Origin of the sequence: Antarctobacter sediminis, assembly GCF_019218285.1 — a bacterium.
Lineage (GTDB): Bacteria > Pseudomonadota > Alphaproteobacteria > Rhodobacterales > Rhodobacteraceae > Antarctobacter > Antarctobacter sediminis.
Map to the genome: position 1 here is coordinate 1110811 of NZ_JAHUZG010000002.1, position 16787 is coordinate 1127597.

Here is a 16787-nt window from a genome sequence, read left to right on the forward strand (position 1 = left end):
GTTGCCAGGCCGGAAATCATGGCGACCCGCTTGGCCAAAGTTGCAGAATCGAAGACCAGTTCAGCCAAAGCGCGAGCATCGCCAGCGCCAGTCCAACCGCCGCCATCACCACGTCATGCAGCCCGTCCCAGGCCCCCATGCGTCGCGCCAGCCAGACCACCACCGGATAGGCCAGCGTAAAGGCAGCCGCCTGCCCGACCAGCGCGCCGAACAGGCCCGCGTGGTACAGACCGACAGAGATACAGCCCACCATCAGCACGGCCCGCGCCAGCGCCAGATAGAAATAGCGCCGGGAATCCCCGGCCGCCAAAGCCGCCTGATCATAGGTCATCACGATCAGCATGGGGATCTGCGCGCAGGCCAGCACCACGGCCACCGCCCCCGCGTCGGCATAGCGCGGATCATACAGTGTTTCGACCAGCCAGACGCCCAGCAGCGCAAAGGCCCCCACAAACCCGATCAGGAACAACGACACCGCAAAACGCATCTTGCGCAGCTTGAGGAAATTGGCCCGGCTCTGTTTCGGCGGGGTCTCACGGTAGACCGGGATCAGGATCTTGTGGGTGACAAGATTGCCCAGCATCAACGGGAAAGACGCCCAGAAAAACCCGATGTTATAAACGCCGAATGCGTCCAGCGGAATGAATTTGCCGATCAGCATCTTGTCGGCCTGCGTGAAAAAGAACCCGCAGACCGTGGCAAGGAACACCCATTTCCCAAAAGAGATCAGCTCACGCGCGGCAGGTTTTTCCCACCGCAGCCGGTTCGCGGGACCGGGCAGAAACCGCCAGTTCACCGCCACCTCGACCAATGCGCCGATCACGCCTGAAACCACCAGCGCCCAGACGGATCCCCACCACCACGCCAGCGCCACGGCCACCACCACGCCCGCGAGGTGATTGAACATGTCGATCACCGTGACCCGGCCCAGCATCAGGTGCCGGTTGGCCGTTATCATACGCGTTGGCCTGAACCCGGTGATCAGCAATGTCAGCGCCGATACGGGCAAGACCCATGTCAGCATCGGCTGGTCGTAGATCCACGCCATCGGCCAGGCCAGCGCGCAAGCCACCAGCCACAGGCCGAACCCCCGGATCACCTGGATCGTCCAGGCAGTATCAAGAAAATCCTGATCGTCGCCGCGTCTGGATTGAAGGATCGCGGGCGTCACGCCCACGTCCGAAAACTGTCCCAGCCCCATCAGAAAGACCATGACCAGCGCCATCAGGCCAAAGGCTTCGGGGAACAACAGGCGCGTCAGGATCAGGTTCGACCCCAATCGCACCATTTGCGCGAACCCGAAGCTGCCCAGCGTCAAAAGCGACGAGCGCATGGCCCGCGCGGTCACGGAACTGCTGTCGAGGGCGGCACTGGCGGTCATCGTCCGCGGCTCCAGTCCTGCTGGGCACGCGGGGTCAGTTTGACCGCCAGCGCCACGCCGGAATAAATCCCGAACCCAACCGGATCCCGCAGCGCCAGACCCAGTTTTTCCGGCAAGGGAAACCGCGGTTTGTCGTCGTTTTCGGTCAATGCAGGATAACGGGCCGCGATTTCGTCGACCCCCGCGTTCTGTCGCCGCCGTACCTTTACGAGGTTGTGCCAGCCTTCGGCTATGGGCCAGCGATAGGGGGCCGTGACGCCGACCCTTTCACCGGGTCGAAAATGCAAGCGCACGTAGATGTCGTCAGAAATGATCTGCGGAAAGGCCCCCCAGCGGGCACGCCCCGCCGCATTCACCGCGAAAAGCCCACATCCCGGCACCACGTCCCGCATGAAGGGCACGCGCCGCCAGATCCGGGCATAGGCTCGGCTGACCGCGCCATCGGCCGCGATTTCGACCTGCCCGCTGGCATAGCGCGGAGCCGCCACGTCCAGCACCCGCACCAATTGCGCCAGAAGATCCGGCGCCACGGTTACGTCCGCGTCCAGATAAACCCGGATCGCCCCGCTGGCAGCGGCGTCGCCCGCATTCAGGGCCCCGGGTTTACTGCCTTCGGCCCGTTCAATGACCTTCAGCCGCCATCCCTTGTCTGCCATCCTGTCCGCACGAGCGCGGGCGCGGTCTGCCGTCTCATCGCGGCAACCGTTGGCGACGACGATAACCTCGACCGCGTGGTCCACGGCGACCTCGGAGGCAAGCAATGCGTCGAGGCAGTCGCCGATCAGCGCCGCCTCATTGCTTGCCGGAAGGATGACCGAGACTGTCACGCCCCGGCCCTGTGTCGCTCTGTCCATGTCCCGCACTCTCACCCGTACCAATGGGGCCACACCTTGAAAAAATACATCATCCCCCGCGCTGGAAACTCCTGCAGAACTGTGGCCAAAGCATGAAATAGCTTAGGTTTGATCACGACGAACGCCCCCCGCGGCGCTGCTGCCATCCATAGGACCATCAGGTGACGCAAGGCTTGCGTATCGGGTACATCGTCCCGCAATTCCCGGGACAGACGCATATTTTCTTCTGGCGCGAGATCCGCGCGCTGGAGGCGATGGGTCATGAGGTCCACGTCTTCTCCACGCGCAAACCGCCGCGCCGGCTGATCTCGCACGACTGGTCAGAGAAGGCGATCGCCCGCACCACCTACCTTGGCCATGTCGATCCCCTGCCCGCCGCCACCGCCTTGGCGCGGCTGTCGGCGCAGGGCCTGCCCCTGTGGATGATGCGCGAAGGCCCGGGATTTGCCAAGGACGCCCTGATCACGATGGGCGCCGGCGAAAGGCTGCGGCGCGTGGCGGCACAACGCGGTCTGGATCACATCCACGCCCATTCCTGCGGGCGGTCGGCCCTGATCGCCTGTTTTGCCCACCTGCTGGGCGGGCCGACCTATTCGCTGACCCTGCACGGGCCGCTGTCGGATTACGGGCCGGGCCAACGGGTGAAATGGCGGCACGCCAGCTTTGCCACCATCATCACCCACAAGATCCTGTCCGAAATCGAGGACGAGCTGAAAGGCTATCTGCCGGATCGTCGCCTGATCCGGCCCATGGGGGTGGATACGGACAAGCTTCGGCGCAGCACCCCCTACCTGCCGCCGGAACATGGCCGCCCGATCCGCATCTTTGCCTGCGGACGCCTGAACGTCGTCAAAGGACATCAGGACCTGATGGCCGCCACCCGGCAATTGCTGGATCAGGGCGTCGACGTGCGCGTCGAGATCGCCGGAGAGGATGACGACGGCGGCACCGGTTTCCGACTGGAACTGGAAGAGACCCTGAAAAAGCTGCGCCTTCAGGATCACGTCAAGCTTTTGGGCGCCATCGACGCCGGTGCAGTCAAGGACAAGCTGGAAGAGTCGCATCTGTTCGTGCTGGCCTCTTGGCATGAACCGCTGGGCGTCGCCTATATGGAGGCGATGTCGATGGGCGTCCCGACCATCGGGACCGACGCGGGCGGTGTGCCCGAACTGATCACCGACGGATCGACCGGTTATCTTGTCGAACCCAAGAACCCCGGCCAACTGGCCCGGACGATCCGCAGTCTCGTTGGCGATCCCGACGCCCTGCTGCGCCTTTCCGAAGCCGGGCGCGCGCATATCGTCGAAAATTTCCGCGCCGCTTTGGGCGCCGAGGTGCTGGTGGACGAAATCCGGCGCCTCGACGGGTCTGCTGCATCGCCCGACGCCTGACCCTGTCGGGGCCGTGCCGCGTTTGACAGGGATCAACGCAGCCAAACACCGAAAGACCCAGCCTTTGTCGCGCAGTACGATCCCGGGCCGGCAAGGCACAGGACTATTCGGAGTGACAAGATGAAACGACCCGCCCTGTTGATTGCCGCCCTGTCCGTTTTGGGTCTTGCCGGTTGCGAACCCCCGGACAACGGCACCTATCCCGTCAGCCACGAAAGCTGCGCCCCCGACGACCCGGTCAAGGGTCTTGATCCCGTCGATTGTGCACCGCGCTTTTGACGCCGATGCCCGGCCGCGTCCGCGCGGGCCGGGATCTTACAGCTCCCCGGCCGGGATCTCGATGTCGGGCGCGGTGTCGAAGATCACGTATTCCATGCCCGTCATCAGCACGTGACCACCCTGATAGCGCGCCACGATCCGGCCATCCTCCCGCGCAAACTCATAGCCGTCACGATGCCCCGGCAAGATCACGCGATCCTGCCCCGGTCCACCGGACAGCACGTCCGCCCCGCCCAGAGACACCAGCACATCATCGCCCGTGCCGCCGACAAGGTAATCCTCTTCCGGCGTGCCCTCGATCCGGCCATCACCGGCCAGAACCCGCCGCCCGTTGGCAAAGGCCGTGTCGTCCCGTCGTTCCCAACCGTTCGGCCCCGAGGCGTTGTAGGCCATCAACATGTCCCAGCGGGGGTTCTGATCCTCAAGGAACCGCAACGCGCCCCAGCTGCCCCACATGGTCGCCGGGGCAACATCGACGAAGGCGTTGAACAGAACGCCACCCGAATCCACCCAGCCCGCCAGCAGCAATTCATACAAGCGGGCCATTTCGGGTGTATAGCTGAAGGTATTGAAGAAATCGGTCAGCCGTTCGTCGTTGACCCGCGCACCATGTCCCACCAGATGCGTGCCGCCTTCGTACATGATCAAGCGCAGACCATGCCGACGCGCCACCCCCGCATGATAGGGAAAGATTTCATCCACCAGCTGCCGGAGCGAGCCTTTTTCCAAGGCTTCGGCCACTGGCGCGATTGCCCCGTCGAATTGATGCGCCTTGACGAATTCCCGCAGCGCAACCCGTTTCAACCCGGCATCCTCACCCGCCTTTTGCGCCAGTTTCGCCGATGCATCCAGCCATCCATCCATGCGCTGCGCCATCTCGGCACCGCCCATTTCATAGCCGAAATAGCCGGTGACGGCGTAGGCATCGAAACTTTCGACCGGCATGTGGCCCAGCTTTAGATAGGCCAGCGGGGCTGTCAGGATATTCCGTTCCAGTTCGGGCCAACCCGTATGCGTGGCCACAACGCGAACCAGCCGGGCGCTGTCCTCGCCAAAGACATCCGTCCAGATCTTCATGACCTGTGCGGATCGCAGGCCGTAGAACTGCGCCCAACCTTGCTCGGTCTCGCCCCACAACGCCGCGGCCTCGGTCCGGGCCCACGCAGCCTGCGGGAAACCCGGATTCCAGACCTCGTTGGAAAACTCGACATAAGCCTTCAACCGGGGATCCAGATCGCGCTCGACGATTTCGGCAAAGCGGCGGACGTAGGCATCATCGACCAGATGCGGCATGTTGAACCACGGATCCGCGCCCAGCACATTGGCCAGACGAACCATGACCTCGACCGGGACACCCCATTCCGACCAGCTTGCCGTCTGCATCGTCGGGCGTGCGTCCCATCCCGTGACCGGAGAGCCGTTGGTGATCATCCAGTCCATGAACCGGACAACGCGGATGTCTTCTATCCGGGACAGGAAGGTCGGGTTGAACAGCGCGCCCGCCGCAAACAGCGCCTCGTGGTCGCTGCGCAGGATACGGATGTTGCGGATCGGGTTGTCCGGGTCAATCCGGGTGATCGAAAGGGTTACCAACCCTTCGCCCGGTTCATAGGAAAAGGTCACGCGTCCCGGCTCGCGCCGCACCCGCCGCGCCCGACCGACAAACCTGAAATCAGCCTCGCCATCGTATAGCATCACATAATCGCCGCGCAGGGACTCGGCGTCTTTGGGCTGATTGGTGAGGATCACGGTTTCCAGCGCATCGACACCGTCGGGGATCCGCAGGGGCCAGTCATTTTCATCCAGATGACCGCCAGCGCGCAACTCTTCGGTGCGGACGGCGCCCCATTGATCGCCGATATTGCCGACCCAGCCGCGCGAGGATTTCATCAGGTCGATAAAGGGATGTTGCGTCGACCAGTCAGAAATCCCGTTCAACCCCAACGCCAGCGCCGGTGGCCCGTCGGGCCGCACACCGCGCGGCGGCAAGGCGATGGGCTGTCGTTCAGGCAGTTCCGCAGGTTTCGCGGCCTCTGGTTCAGGGTCTGCCACCTCGGTCCGGGCTGGCCCCTTTTGAGGTACGGATTGCCAGATCACCTCGGCCAGCCTGTCATAATTGCTGACCACATCAGGGTGCAGGGTTGCCGGAGGCGCAAAAGACTCTGGCGGCGGGGCGTCATAGATCCAGGCATAGGTCACCATCGCGGCCAGCATGTACAGCGTCGGCGTGCCATGCGGCGAGCTGTCGGTATACAACGCCTCGGCGGGCAGACCTTCCAGCACCCCGCCGGGCCCAAACACCTCGGCCAAGACCGAGGCGACAGGGATCAGGTCCACCTTTGTATCGGGACGGGTGACGGACAGCACGTTCAGCAAGTCGCGATACCATTGGTGATATTCGCCCGCGTTAAACGCGTGATACCGTTCCAGTTGTGCCGCACTGGGCGGAAAGCTGGGGGCGATGGCCCCCATGTCGGCCCAACCCTCGTAGACGAACAGGCGGGCCTCGGGGCTGTTGACCTCGACCCAGTCGAACAGCCGCTGCACCACACCCAGCGGGCTTTCTGCCTCGGGGTTGTCGCCTTCGTAGGGCACGTCAGGCAACTGGTACTGGATGAAATTGGCAGGCGTCACGATCACCGCGTCAAAACGCCCGTCGCGAAACGGCCCCTGACCGGGCGACCACGCCCCCTGCACACCGGAAAAGGACCAGTTGGCCGTCGGCGGCAGACCATCTGCGAAATTCCTCAGGAACCCCCACTGACCGTCAAGCGCAAGGCTGCGCCCGTCGGCCTTGGCCATCTCGTTCAGCCAATGCGGGACATTGGTCAGCCGCGACTCCTCGCTGAGGTGATTCACCAGCGAGTTGCCAAAGACATAGACGCGCGCCGACTGTTGATCGGCCACGACGCCCGTTCCGCCAAATGCCCCCGCCAAAGCCAGCGTGACACCGCCCAGCCATTTGCGCATGGTTTCCTGCCCTGTTTTTCTTGCCTGCACCGATTATGCCCGAAGCCGCGCCAAGGGCAAAGCAGGCGAAGCCGGACAGGCGGGGATTTGACGTCGATTCATGGGTTTTCATTTGGAAATTGCGACGTATAGTGCAGCCCATGACCATGTTCCGCCATAACGCCCTTTCGAACCGCCTTTCGGCGGCTTTCGCGTTTGGCACCGGTCTACTGCTAACTCGCCTCTGAGCGTGGCCCCCTCGGCGCGCGTGCTCAGAGGAGATGTGTGACGCGCCGGACCCATCACGCACCCGAGTTTGGACACCCCGATGACAGCTTTCCATGGTCCATTGATGGCCGCAGTCCCGCCCGCTTTCGCGGCCTGTCGTCCCCTGTCCACGGATCACCCCCATTCCGGAGACGCCGCCGCGTCCCGCCCGCATAGCTGAGGAAAGACCATGAGCACCGAGACAAACGCACCCGCAGAGGCGAACAAAGACAAGGTTGTCATCTTCGACACCACCCTTCGCGACGGCGAGCAATCGCCCGGCGCCACCATGACCCATGATGAAAAGCTGGAAATTGCCGAGCTTTTGGACGACATGGGCGTCGACATCATCGAAGCAGGCTTCCCCATCGCCTCCGAGGGGGATTTCCGCGCCGTGACCGAGATTGCCCAACGGTCCAAGAATTCGGTCATCTGCGGGTTGGCCCGTGCACAGCTTCCCGACATCGACCGCTGTTTCGAGGCCGTGAAACATGCCGCCCAACCGCGCATTCACACCTTTATCGGCACATCTCCGCTGCACCGCGCGATCCCGAACCTGACCCAGGACGAAATGGCCGAGCGTATCGAACAGACGGTCAGTCACGCGCGCAATCTTTGCGACAACGTGCAATGGTCGCCGATGGATGCCACGCGGACCGAATGGGATTACCTTTGCCGCGTCGTGGAAATCGCCATCAAGGCGGGCGCCACCACGATCAACATCCCCGATACCGTGGGCTATACCGCGCCGGTAGAAAGCGCCGACCTTATCCGCCGCCTGATCGAAACCGTGCCGGGCGCGGATGACGTGGTCTTTGCCACGCATTGCCACAACGACCTTGGCATGGCGACGGCCAACGCCCTTGCCGCCGTCGCAGGTGGCGCGCGTCAGATCGAATGCACCATCAACGGTCTTGGCGAACGGGCGGGCAACACCGCTTTGGAAGAGGTGGTCATGGCGCTGAAGGTACGGGGCGATATCATGCCCTATTACACCGGCATCGACACCAAGAAGATCATGCATATCTCGCGCCGTGTCTCGACCGTGTCGGGCTTTCCGGTGCAGTTCAACAAGGCCATCGTCGGCAAGAACGCCTTTGCGCATGAATCCGGCATCCATCAGGACGGCATGTTGAAAAACGCCGAAACCTTCGAGATCATGCGCCCCGAGGACGTGGGCATTGCGGGCACCTCGCTTCCGCTTGGCAAACATTCGGGCCGCGCAGCGCTGCGCGCCAAACTCAAGGATCTTGGGGTCGAGGTCGGGGACAACCAGCTCAAGGACATCTTTGTTCGCTTCAAGGATCTGGCCGACCGCAAGAAAGAGGTCTTTGACGACGATATTCTTGCGCTTGTCTCCGCCACCAGCGGCGAGGCCGATCACCTCCAGCTTGTGAACCTCAAGGTGGTCTGCGGCACCGGCGGCCCTGCCGAGGCGCAGTTGGAAATGGAAATCGACGGCGAAGACCGCAGCGCCACTTGCCAAGGGGACGGTCCGGTCGACGCCAGCTTTAAGGCGGTCCGCGAACTGCACCCGAACAAGGCGCGCTTGCAGTTGTATCAGGTGCATGCCGTGACCGAAGGCACCGATGCGCAGGCCACGGTTTCCGTGCGTCTGGAAGAGGACGGCGTGATTGCCACCGGCCAATCGGCAGACACCGATACCGTGGTGGCCTCGGTGCGGGCCTATATCCAAGCGCTCAACCGGCTGATCGTACGCCGCAGCCGCGTTGGCCCCGGAGCCGACTCGCGCGAGATTTCCTACAAGGAATTCTAAGGAACATGCGCCGCCGGTCCCGTACCGGCGGCGTTTGCAAATCTCAGGCGCGGTGGAAACTTTCCAGCGTGCCGCCACCAACGAGGTGATCCAGCAGCATCCGGCGAGTGACCGCATCCGCCCGCTGCACTGCGCGCAGTTCAGCCGGTGTCAGGTCGCGGCGTACAAACCCGCGGTTTTCCATACAGCGGTCCATGGCGTTGATTTCACCGTTGTAGCGCAGGTTTGGCGCGTTGGACGCCACCACGATCGGACCGACGACCAGACCACCCCAAAGCACGCTGCCGACATAGTGACCGGCCAGCGAAGACTGGCCTGCCTTTTGCGCCTGCAACGAACAGGCGTCAAAGGCCGCGCGCGCGCCTTCCAGGTTGGCACCAGCCTGAAATGGCACCGATGGGCCACGGACATCCGCGGCGCATCCGGTCAGAACGGCAGTGAAGAAAAGCGCGGCGACCGCGCGCATCGAGACAAGACTATTCATGTCTCCAGCGTTTAGGCCTGCGGCCAGATCCGCACAAGCGCCATGTTTCTCAGATGCTTACCCGGTCCGGGTGGCTTTGGGCAAACCACGCCTGCCCATATTGGCGGCGCCCCGAAAAATCCGGAGCGCCTCTCTTCGTTATTCGCCCAGCGCAATGCCTTCGCGGCGTGGGTCAGCCCCGCCCAACAGACCGTCCGGTCCGATGGAAATCGCATGCAGACCCGAGTTCAGGTCCCGCACATTGGTTTCGAACCCAAGATCGCCCAGCATCCCCGCGTAATCCGCCATGGGGGTTCCGGCCTCCAGATCGAAGGTGCCAAACCGGTTCACGCCATGCGGCATTGCCACGGCTTGTTGCACGTCCATACCCCAATCCACATGCGCGATGATCGCCTGCGCCACGTAACCGATGATCCGCGATCCGCCGGGCGACCCGATCACCAGCACCGGTTCGCCATCCTTCAGCACGATGGTCGGCGCCATCGAAGAACGCGGACGCTTGCCCGGCGCAATGGCGTTTGCAATCGGCACGCCATCGGAATGCGACCGGAAGGAGAAGTCCGTCAGTTCGTTGTTCAGCATGAAGCCATTGGTCATCAACCGCGAACCAAAGCCATTCTCGATCGTGGTCGTCATCGACAAGGCATTGCCATACTGGTCAACGATCGAGATATGCGAGGTCGAGGGCAGTTCGAGGCTTTCATCATCTGCCCAGAGCATCGCATGATCCCATGCCGGCATCCCGGGGCTGACCTCTGGCAGGGCATCATCGCCCTCCAGCAATTTGGCCCGCTCGGAAAGGTAGGCCGGATCGACCAGCCCCTTGGTCGGCATCGGCACGAAATCGCTGTCCGCCATGTACCGGCCACGGTCCGCAAACGCGAGACGCGAGGCGTCACCGATCTTGCGCCAGGTCTGCGGGTCATCCATGGCTCCGGGATCGGATGCATCCAGCATGCCAAGGATCTGGCCAACGGTCAGCGCGCCGGAGGACGGCGGCCCCATGCCACAGACGTCGTGGCCCCGGAACGGTGCGCAGACCGCCGGGCGCTCTTTGACCGAATAGGCGGCAAGGTCGGCAAGGCTCAGAACGCCGGGGTTGGCTTCGAACCCTTGCACCGTGTCGACGATGTCCTGTGCGATCTCGCCCTGATAGATCGCCGATGCGCCTTCGGCTGCCATGCGCCGCATGACATTGGCATAGGCCGGATTGCGCAGGACCGAGCCTTCGGCGATCGGTTCGCCGCCGGGGAAGAAATAATCGGTGGTTTCCGCGTGACGTCCCAAACGGTCCGCATCCGAGGCAACCAGCCCCGCAAGCCGCGGCGACACTTCAAAGCCGTCTTCGGCCAATGCGGCGGCCGCGTCAAAAAGGCTGGCCCACTCGGACTTGCCCCAGCGTTCATGCGCGGCCTGCATCAGTGCGGGGGTGCCGGGCACACCGACTGACCGACCGCCGACAACCGCGTCAAAGAATTTCAGCGGTTCGCCGTTGTCGTCCTGAAACAGACGCGGCGTGGCGGCAAAAGGCGCGGTTTCCCGGCCATCCAGCGTTGTGATCTCTCCGGTTTCGCCATCCAGCCAGACAAGGAATGCCCCGCCACCAATACCCGAGCTTTGCGGTTCGACCAGACCAAGCACGGTTTGCACCGCGACCATGGCATCCGCTGCCGTGCCGCCCGCGCGCAGCACCGCGGCCCCGGCGCTGACCGCATGGGGGTTGGCCGCCGCAACCATCCAGTTCTGTGCCGCGACAGGCTGGCCCGCCGCCTTGGCGTCAAGCGCTGCGGCCACCTCGTCCGACAAGGTGGCAAAGCCGCCGGTACCCGCATGGGCCGCTTCGGGCGCCACCGTGTCCGTCGATTGTTGTGCTGATACCGCGCCTGCTGTCATCAACAGCAGCGCGGCCAGATTCGTGATCTTCATGACGATCACCTCCCAGTTGCGTCTCCTGATACGCAGTCAATCAGGAGACTGTGGGAAGCGATAGCCTTGATCTTTAAAAAGGCGAAGTTACGCCTTTTTCACGAACTTGGTCAGGATGACGATTCGCTGACCTTCGACCCGGCCCGAGATATGTTCGGCGTTGTCCGGTTCCAGCGAGATCCGGCGCACGGCAGTGCCCTGTTTGGCCGTGAAACCCGCCCCCTTGACCGGCAGCGCCTTGATCAGCGTGACCGTATCGCCGTCCGACAGGATCGCGCCGTTGCAATCGCGATGAATGACCGCTTCGCTTGGCGCGTCCTCGGCCTTGGCCCAATCCAGCACATCCGGTTCCAGATAGGCCATGTCCAGAACGTCACGTGCCCATGCCGTATTCAACCGGTTCAACAAACGCCACGCGATGACCTGTTCCGCGGGTTCGGTGCTCCAGATCGCTTCGTTCAGGCATTGCCAGTGCGGGCCGTCCTCGGGTGCGGCCTCCAGCCCGGCCCGGCAGGTGGCGCAAAGCGCGACACTCAGATCCTTGGGAGCAACGGTGACGGGCGCGGTGTCTTCGGCCTTGCACAGGGCACAATGGGTCATGGCAGGATCTTTTTCGGTTTCGTTCTACGCCTCTCCTGCGCCTTTGCGGTACGGCTGTCCATGCGGCGCAAGGTATCCCAAAGCAGCAAAAAGGGCGCCACTCCGACGGCGCCCCGCGCAAGAATCGAGATCCGCAGGCCGCGCCGGGCCTGCCCACGCTTATAGCATCGCGGGTACAACCTGATCCGGCGGGCGGTGCCCGTCGTCGAAGGTCTTGATATTGATGATCACCTTTTCGCCCATCTCGACGCGGCCTTCCTCGGTCGCCGATCCCATGTGCGGCAGCATCACGACATTGGGCATGTTCCGCAGATCCGGGTTCCCGGCAAGCCCGTGTTCGTAGACGTCCAGACCCGCGCCCGCCAGTTGCCCCGCTTTCAGCATACGGGTCAGGGCGTTTTCGTCGATCACCTCCCCGCGCGAGGTGTTCACGATCACGGCGCTGGGTTTCATCAGTTGCAACCGCCGCGCGTTGAGCAGGTGGTAGGTGCTGGGCGTGGACGGGCAGTTGACGCTGATCATGTCCATACGCGCAACCATCTGGTCAAGGCTTTCCCAATAGGTTGCCTCCAGCGCCTCTTCGATCTCGGGGCGCAGGCGGTGGCGATTGTGGTAATGCACCTGCATCCCAAAGGCCGCCGCCCGGCGAGCCACGGCCTGACCGATCCGGCCCATGCCAAGGATGCCCAGACGCTTGCCCCCCATCCGGTGGCCCAGAAACGCCGTGGGCGCCCAGCCGTCCCAGTTGCCCTCTTGCATGACCTTCAGGCCTTCCTGAATGCGACGCGTCACACCCAGCATCAGCGCCATGACCATATCGGCGGTATCCTCTGTCACCACGCCGGGCGTGTTCGACACAAGGATCCCCCGCGACCGGGCCGTGGACACGTCGATATGATCGAAACCGGCGCCGAAATTGGCGATCAGTTTCAACCGATCCCCTGCCTGCCCGATCAGACCGGCGTCGATACGATCCGTGACCGTCGGCACCAGCACATCGGCGGATTGCACCGCATCGACCAGTTCGCCACGGGTCATGGGCGTATCATCCGTTCGCAGCTTTGCGTCGAACAGTTCGGTGAGCCGTGTCTCGACCACTTCGGGCAAGCGTCGCGTCACGACAACACTCAGACGTTTTGATGGCATTCAGCCTCTCCCCAAACTTCCCCTGCGGGTCCCTCGGGCGGTAGACTGCGACAGGAAAGGACGGGGCACAAGAACCCCGCCGGAAAAACTGAGCAGGACTTGAAAACCATGTTCAAACAAGCGATCGCCGCGGCGGTGGCGCTGGCCATGCTGGCCGGGTCCGGGTGGGCCGGACAGGATCGGGGGCCGGTCACGAATCTGCCTTTGCCGCGTTTTGTTTCGTTAAAGGCCTCCGAGGGCAACGTGCGGCGCGGGCCGTCGCTGACACATCGGATCGACTGGGTCTACAAGCGGCGCGGCATGCCGCTGGAGATCACGGCGGAACACGGCCACTGGCGCCGTGTCCGCGACCGCGACGGCGCGGGCGGCTGGGTGCATTATTCGCTGCTGTCTGGTGCGCGGACGGTCATCGTGGAACGCGACATGTTAAGCCTTTTCCGCCGTCCCGACCCGGAAAGCGCCGTGGTGGCACGTCTGGAACTGGGCGTTATCGCGCGATTGGGCGATTGCGGCCCCGAATGGTGCCGTCTGACCGCCTCGGGCTATCGCGGCTGGGTCGACAAGCGGGCGCTCTGGGGCGTCGGGCTGGACGAAATCCGCGAGTAACACCGACCGCGCCCGGAAAGGCTGTCCACGTGTGGACAGCTTAGGAATGCGTGAAATCAACGTGTTACAGCGGCGGTTGATCGTTTTCCGGGTGACCAACCGGAAAACAGCACCCACCGCCGCTGCCACGGATCACTGCTGAAAGCACAGCGTTTCCTGATCACGCTGGTCAAAGATGCAGGTGGCCTGCGCGTGCCGTCCTTCGGGGCTGAGCGAGGAGGCCTGCACGCCCTCCCAGTCCATGAGCACATCCCATTTCTGCTGAAAGGCGTCGATCTCTGGCCCGCCGGAAAACCGATAGGCGCCGTCTTCGAGGACCATGCGACAGGGGCTCTCGGACACCAGTTTGGCAAAAAGACCAAACTCGCGGCACAGACCCTCGGCGGAATTCGGGGCAATAGGCCATGCGGGCGACAGACGTGTGCCCGGACCCCGAAGGCTGGCCAGGGGGGTGTCGGCAGGCAGCGCCGCGATCCAGGGCAGCCAGGTCGGCCGGAGATTGCGGCTTTGCAGCCCCTGGACGACGGATTGCGGCCCTTCATGGGTCACACCCGCGACCAAGAAAATCGACTTGTCCCACTGGCCGCGATTGGTGTTGGACCAGTCCCACTGGTGAACGTGACAATTGATCGAATACTCGTTGATCGCAGGCATCCAGTACATTTGCCGGGTTGGATTGTGGGGCACGGTAAAGGCATGGCGTTCGACCCGGAAACCCGGGTCACCGACCGAGGGCGGATGGGTCACGCTGCCGCCCATCGGGCCGACGATCTGCCGGTCCGCCGTCCAGGCATGGAGATTGGCACAGGTGTCGGACAAAGCCTGATCGGTCAGGCGCAGGTCCGGCGCGGGAGCATCCACGCCAATATCCCACATGCCAGCCATTCCGGTGGTGGTGACAAAGAACATGTCGTCCGGCGGCGTGGCAATCATCCGCACAAGCAGGCTGCGGCTCATGCCGAGGTATTGTTCCGCTTCGAGAATGCCAGAGATCGAGGCCAGTGCCACGGCAAAAGCCGCGCCAAGCTGCTGCGCGGGCACCTCGCCGCTGTCGGGAACCGCAAGACTGGGCGCATGAAAGCCAAGCCGCGCCTGCGGGTGGATCGACCGGTCGCGCCCGGTGATCTGGGTGTTGATGTCGGACCCGGCCATGAAGGCCACCGCGCAGGCGCTGAGACAGCTTGCGCCCTCCGCCACATAGGTGCCGATGCCGTTTTCATTCAGCACGCGCGCAATTTTCAGCGCCTCGGCGAAACTGCCACCGGGGCTGTCCAGCGAGAGGACGAGATCGGCGTAGTCATCATTGCTGGCCAGACCGCTGCGCAGGTAAATCTGGCGGATCTTTTCGGCATCGCCCTCGGCGATCGGGCCGGTCAGGTGGATCACCAACTGGGCGTTGGGACCATCAAGCTGGCGTTTCATCTGGGTTTCGATCCCGGCCCCGAAGGCCGGAAACGTCAAGGCAAAGAGACAGACAAAGACCCGCAAGACGGACGACATGGCAAACCCCCGGACACAAGGACGCGGCGCAGCGGGCACCGCCTATGGCAAGGTGTAGCAGGCTACCCGTGGTGCTCAAACAGCTTTGCGACAGGGGGTTTTGGCCCGCGCCAAGTTGAAGCGACGACCGACCTTGCGGGGCTGCCCCCCCGGCTCATGCACCTTTGGTCTCGCCACCTGATTATGGCTCGGCTCAGGCCGCCTCGTGCCGCAGGATAGCCGCCTCTGAGGCCGACAGGTTGCGCCGTGCATAGGCGCCGTATCCCTGCGGGTTGCCCGCAACACCGGGGAGCGTCCGCAACAACCGTGTGCGATCTTCGGCATCCAACGAGGACATGGCGGTATTTGCCGGGTGAAAACTCTCGGTTTCGACGCCATCGGCGAACAACACTTCGTGCCGGGGCAACAAGAGGTGGACATAAGTCACCTCTTTCACGTCCAGATCCTGAACGATGCTTTGGCCATCGATTAGATCACGCGCCGCAACCAGCACCTCGGGCGTGTTGAACAGCGCCCGCGCTGCCGCCCCGCGCACCACCATGCGGTGATCCGGCGAGACAAGCACATCGCGGTTGGGTTGCCCCAATCCCAGCGCCCCGGCCCGCAACCGGATCGGGCGTAGTGCGGGCATGGCGAAAAGCCGGGCGCCCGACATGCGGCGACTGCCGATCCAGCAGATCGGTTGTGCCCCGCTGTCCTTGGTCTGGACAAGATCGCCTTCGCGCAGAAGACCCACCGGCACCGCGCCGCCCGGCGTCAGGATCCGCGTCTGCGGGGTAAAACAGATCACGCCGCCCGGATCTTGCGGCGCTTGCGGTAAATCAGCGCTGTGACGGTGGTGCACCACCCAGAGGTCGACCCCGGAGGGAGGCAATTCATCAAGGAACATCAACAAGGGCGGCACGCCCCGGCCCACGGCGATCAGGGTCACGGTATAGCCCTTGCGGCCATCAGTGACCACAAAACTGGACTCGCGCTGCGTGGATTCGGCCAGGGCCTCTTGCGGTTTGCCGGGCCGCTCTTGCGCCAGTGCCGCCCCCACGAGGCGGCGCACCATGCGCGCCGCGCGCGGCCGAATGTCCAGTGTATCTGCCGTCATCTCGCCCAACGGAAGCACCGACGCAGGTCCATCCACCCGCACCGGATCACCCGACCAGGACCACGCGGCCCCGACCTGCAATGCCGGCAGGGGCGCATCCTGCACCCCGTCGATTTCCGTCTGTGCCCAGGAGATGACGAACGTGCCGCGAAAGCCCGTCCCCATGCCCGTCTGCCTCATCGTTTTTTTGGAATCCTAGCGCAGGGAACGGGTTACGCAAAGTGGCAGATCCCGGGTGACGCGACTGACCGAGATGGAGACAAGGGAAACTGTGGCGCGGGGAGCACAGTGCCTGCCCCCCCCGGATCACGCGCCGCGGGTACGGGCAGTGGGTACGGGCAGTGGGTACGGGCAGTGGGGGCTTTGCCCCCGTCGGCAGAGCCGACTCCCCCAGAGTATTTTTGCCAAGAAGAAGCAGGGCGCCCGCCTTGGTGGGACCGGTTGGGCATAGGCCGTCAGATGTCAGGTGTCAGGTGTCAGGCGGCGCATGAAAAACGCCGCCCCGGGGAGATCCGGGCGGCGTTTCTT

13 protein-coding genes are annotated in these 16787 nt (G+C 63.6%); 4 read left to right on the forward strand and 9 right to left on the reverse strand.

The annotated features are described in order from the left end of the window. Positions 1 to 16 precede the first annotated feature (16 nt). Positions 17 to 1381 (reverse strand): oligosaccharide flippase family protein, encoded by a 1365-nt coding sequence (locus tag KJP30_RS13220; protein WP_218449740.1) that lies wholly within the window; start codon positions 1379 to 1381, stop codon positions 17 to 19. Beyond that, positions 1378 to 2235, reverse strand: coding sequence for a glycosyltransferase family 2 protein (locus tag KJP30_RS13225; RefSeq protein WP_218449741.1), 858 nt, complete (start codon positions 2233 to 2235; stop codon positions 1378 to 1380). Before KJP30_RS13225 ends, KJP30_RS13220 begins: the two co-directional genes overlap by 4 nt. Before the next feature lie 161 nt (positions 2236 to 2396). Here KJP30_RS13225 and epsE point away from each other — a divergent pair, with 161 nt between their 5' ends. Both epsE and KJP30_RS13235 read left to right on the forward strand, forming a co-directional pair. Further along, on the forward strand, positions 2397 to 3626 hold the full coding sequence (gene epsE / locus KJP30_RS13230; RefSeq protein ID WP_343222772.1) for an exopolysaccharide biosynthesis GT4 family glycosyltransferase EpsE: 1230 nt from the start codon (positions 2397 to 2399) through the stop codon (positions 3624 to 3626). Positions 3627 to 3746: 120 nt separating this feature from the next. Continuing rightward, positions 3747 to 3905, forward strand: a complete 159-nt coding sequence (locus KJP30_RS13235; RefSeq protein ID WP_218449742.1) for a hypothetical protein — start codon at positions 3747 to 3749, stop codon at positions 3903 to 3905. Positions 3906 to 3941: 36 nt separating this feature from the next. Here the strand turns inward: KJP30_RS13235 and KJP30_RS13240 are convergent, their stop codons facing one another. Then, a complete protein-coding gene (locus tag KJP30_RS13240) occupies positions 3942 to 6875 on the reverse strand; it encodes a calcium-binding protein (protein WP_218449743.1) in 2934 nt (977 codons plus the stop codon). Between the two features lie 436 nt (positions 6876 to 7311). Here KJP30_RS13240 and KJP30_RS13245 point away from each other — a divergent pair, with 436 nt between their 5' ends. Beyond that, entirely contained in the window at positions 7312 to 8898 is a 1587-nt protein-coding gene (locus KJP30_RS13245; protein ID WP_218449744.1) for a 2-isopropylmalate synthase, read from the forward strand. A 43-nt stretch (positions 8899 to 8941) separates the two neighbouring features. On the opposite strand, the gene KJP30_RS13250 is transcribed toward KJP30_RS13245, so the two are convergent. The 4 genes from KJP30_RS13250 to KJP30_RS13265 all read right to left on the reverse strand — a co-directional run bounded on the left by KJP30_RS13250 (position 8942) and on the right by KJP30_RS13265 (position 13054). Beyond that, positions 8942 to 9382, reverse strand: a complete 441-nt coding sequence (locus tag KJP30_RS13250; RefSeq protein ID WP_218449745.1) for a hypothetical protein — start codon at positions 9380 to 9382, stop codon at positions 8942 to 8944. Positions 9383 to 9520: 138 nt separating this feature from the next. Further along, positions 9521 to 11308 (reverse strand): gamma-glutamyltransferase, encoded by a 1788-nt coding sequence (gene ggt, locus KJP30_RS13255; protein ID WP_218449746.1) that lies wholly within the window; start codon positions 11306 to 11308, stop codon positions 9521 to 9523. Positions 11309 to 11395: 87 nt separating this feature from the next. Next, positions 11396 to 11908, reverse strand: coding sequence for an alkylphosphonate utilization protein (locus KJP30_RS13260; RefSeq protein ID WP_218449747.1), 513 nt, complete (start codon positions 11906 to 11908; stop codon positions 11396 to 11398). Between the two features lie 159 nt (positions 11909 to 12067). Then, positions 12068 to 13054 (reverse strand): 2-hydroxyacid dehydrogenase, encoded by a 987-nt coding sequence (locus KJP30_RS13265; RefSeq protein ID WP_218449748.1) that lies wholly within the window; start codon positions 13052 to 13054, stop codon positions 12068 to 12070. Positions 13055 to 13162: 108 nt separating this feature from the next. Here KJP30_RS13265 and KJP30_RS13270 point away from each other — a divergent pair, with 108 nt between their 5' ends. Next, entirely contained in the window at positions 13163 to 13660 is a 498-nt protein-coding gene (locus tag KJP30_RS13270) for an SH3 domain-containing protein (RefSeq protein WP_218449749.1), read from the forward strand. A gap of 132 nt (positions 13661 to 13792) precedes the next feature. Here KJP30_RS13270 and KJP30_RS13275 read toward each other — a convergent pair whose 3' ends face one another. Together KJP30_RS13275 and KJP30_RS13280 are read right to left on the reverse strand one after the other, a co-directional pair. Next, complete coding sequence (locus KJP30_RS13275; RefSeq protein WP_218449750.1) at positions 13793 to 15160, reverse strand: COG3904 family protein; 1368 nt, start codon at positions 15158 to 15160, stop codon at positions 13793 to 13795. 193 nt (positions 15161 to 15353) lie between these two features. Next, the gene (locus KJP30_RS13280) at positions 15354 to 16424 is read right to left on the reverse strand and encodes a Hint domain-containing protein (RefSeq protein ID WP_218450153.1); all 1071 of its coding nucleotides are present in this window, start codon (positions 16422 to 16424) and stop codon (positions 15354 to 15356) included. Positions 16425 to 16787: the final 363 nt, after the last annotated feature.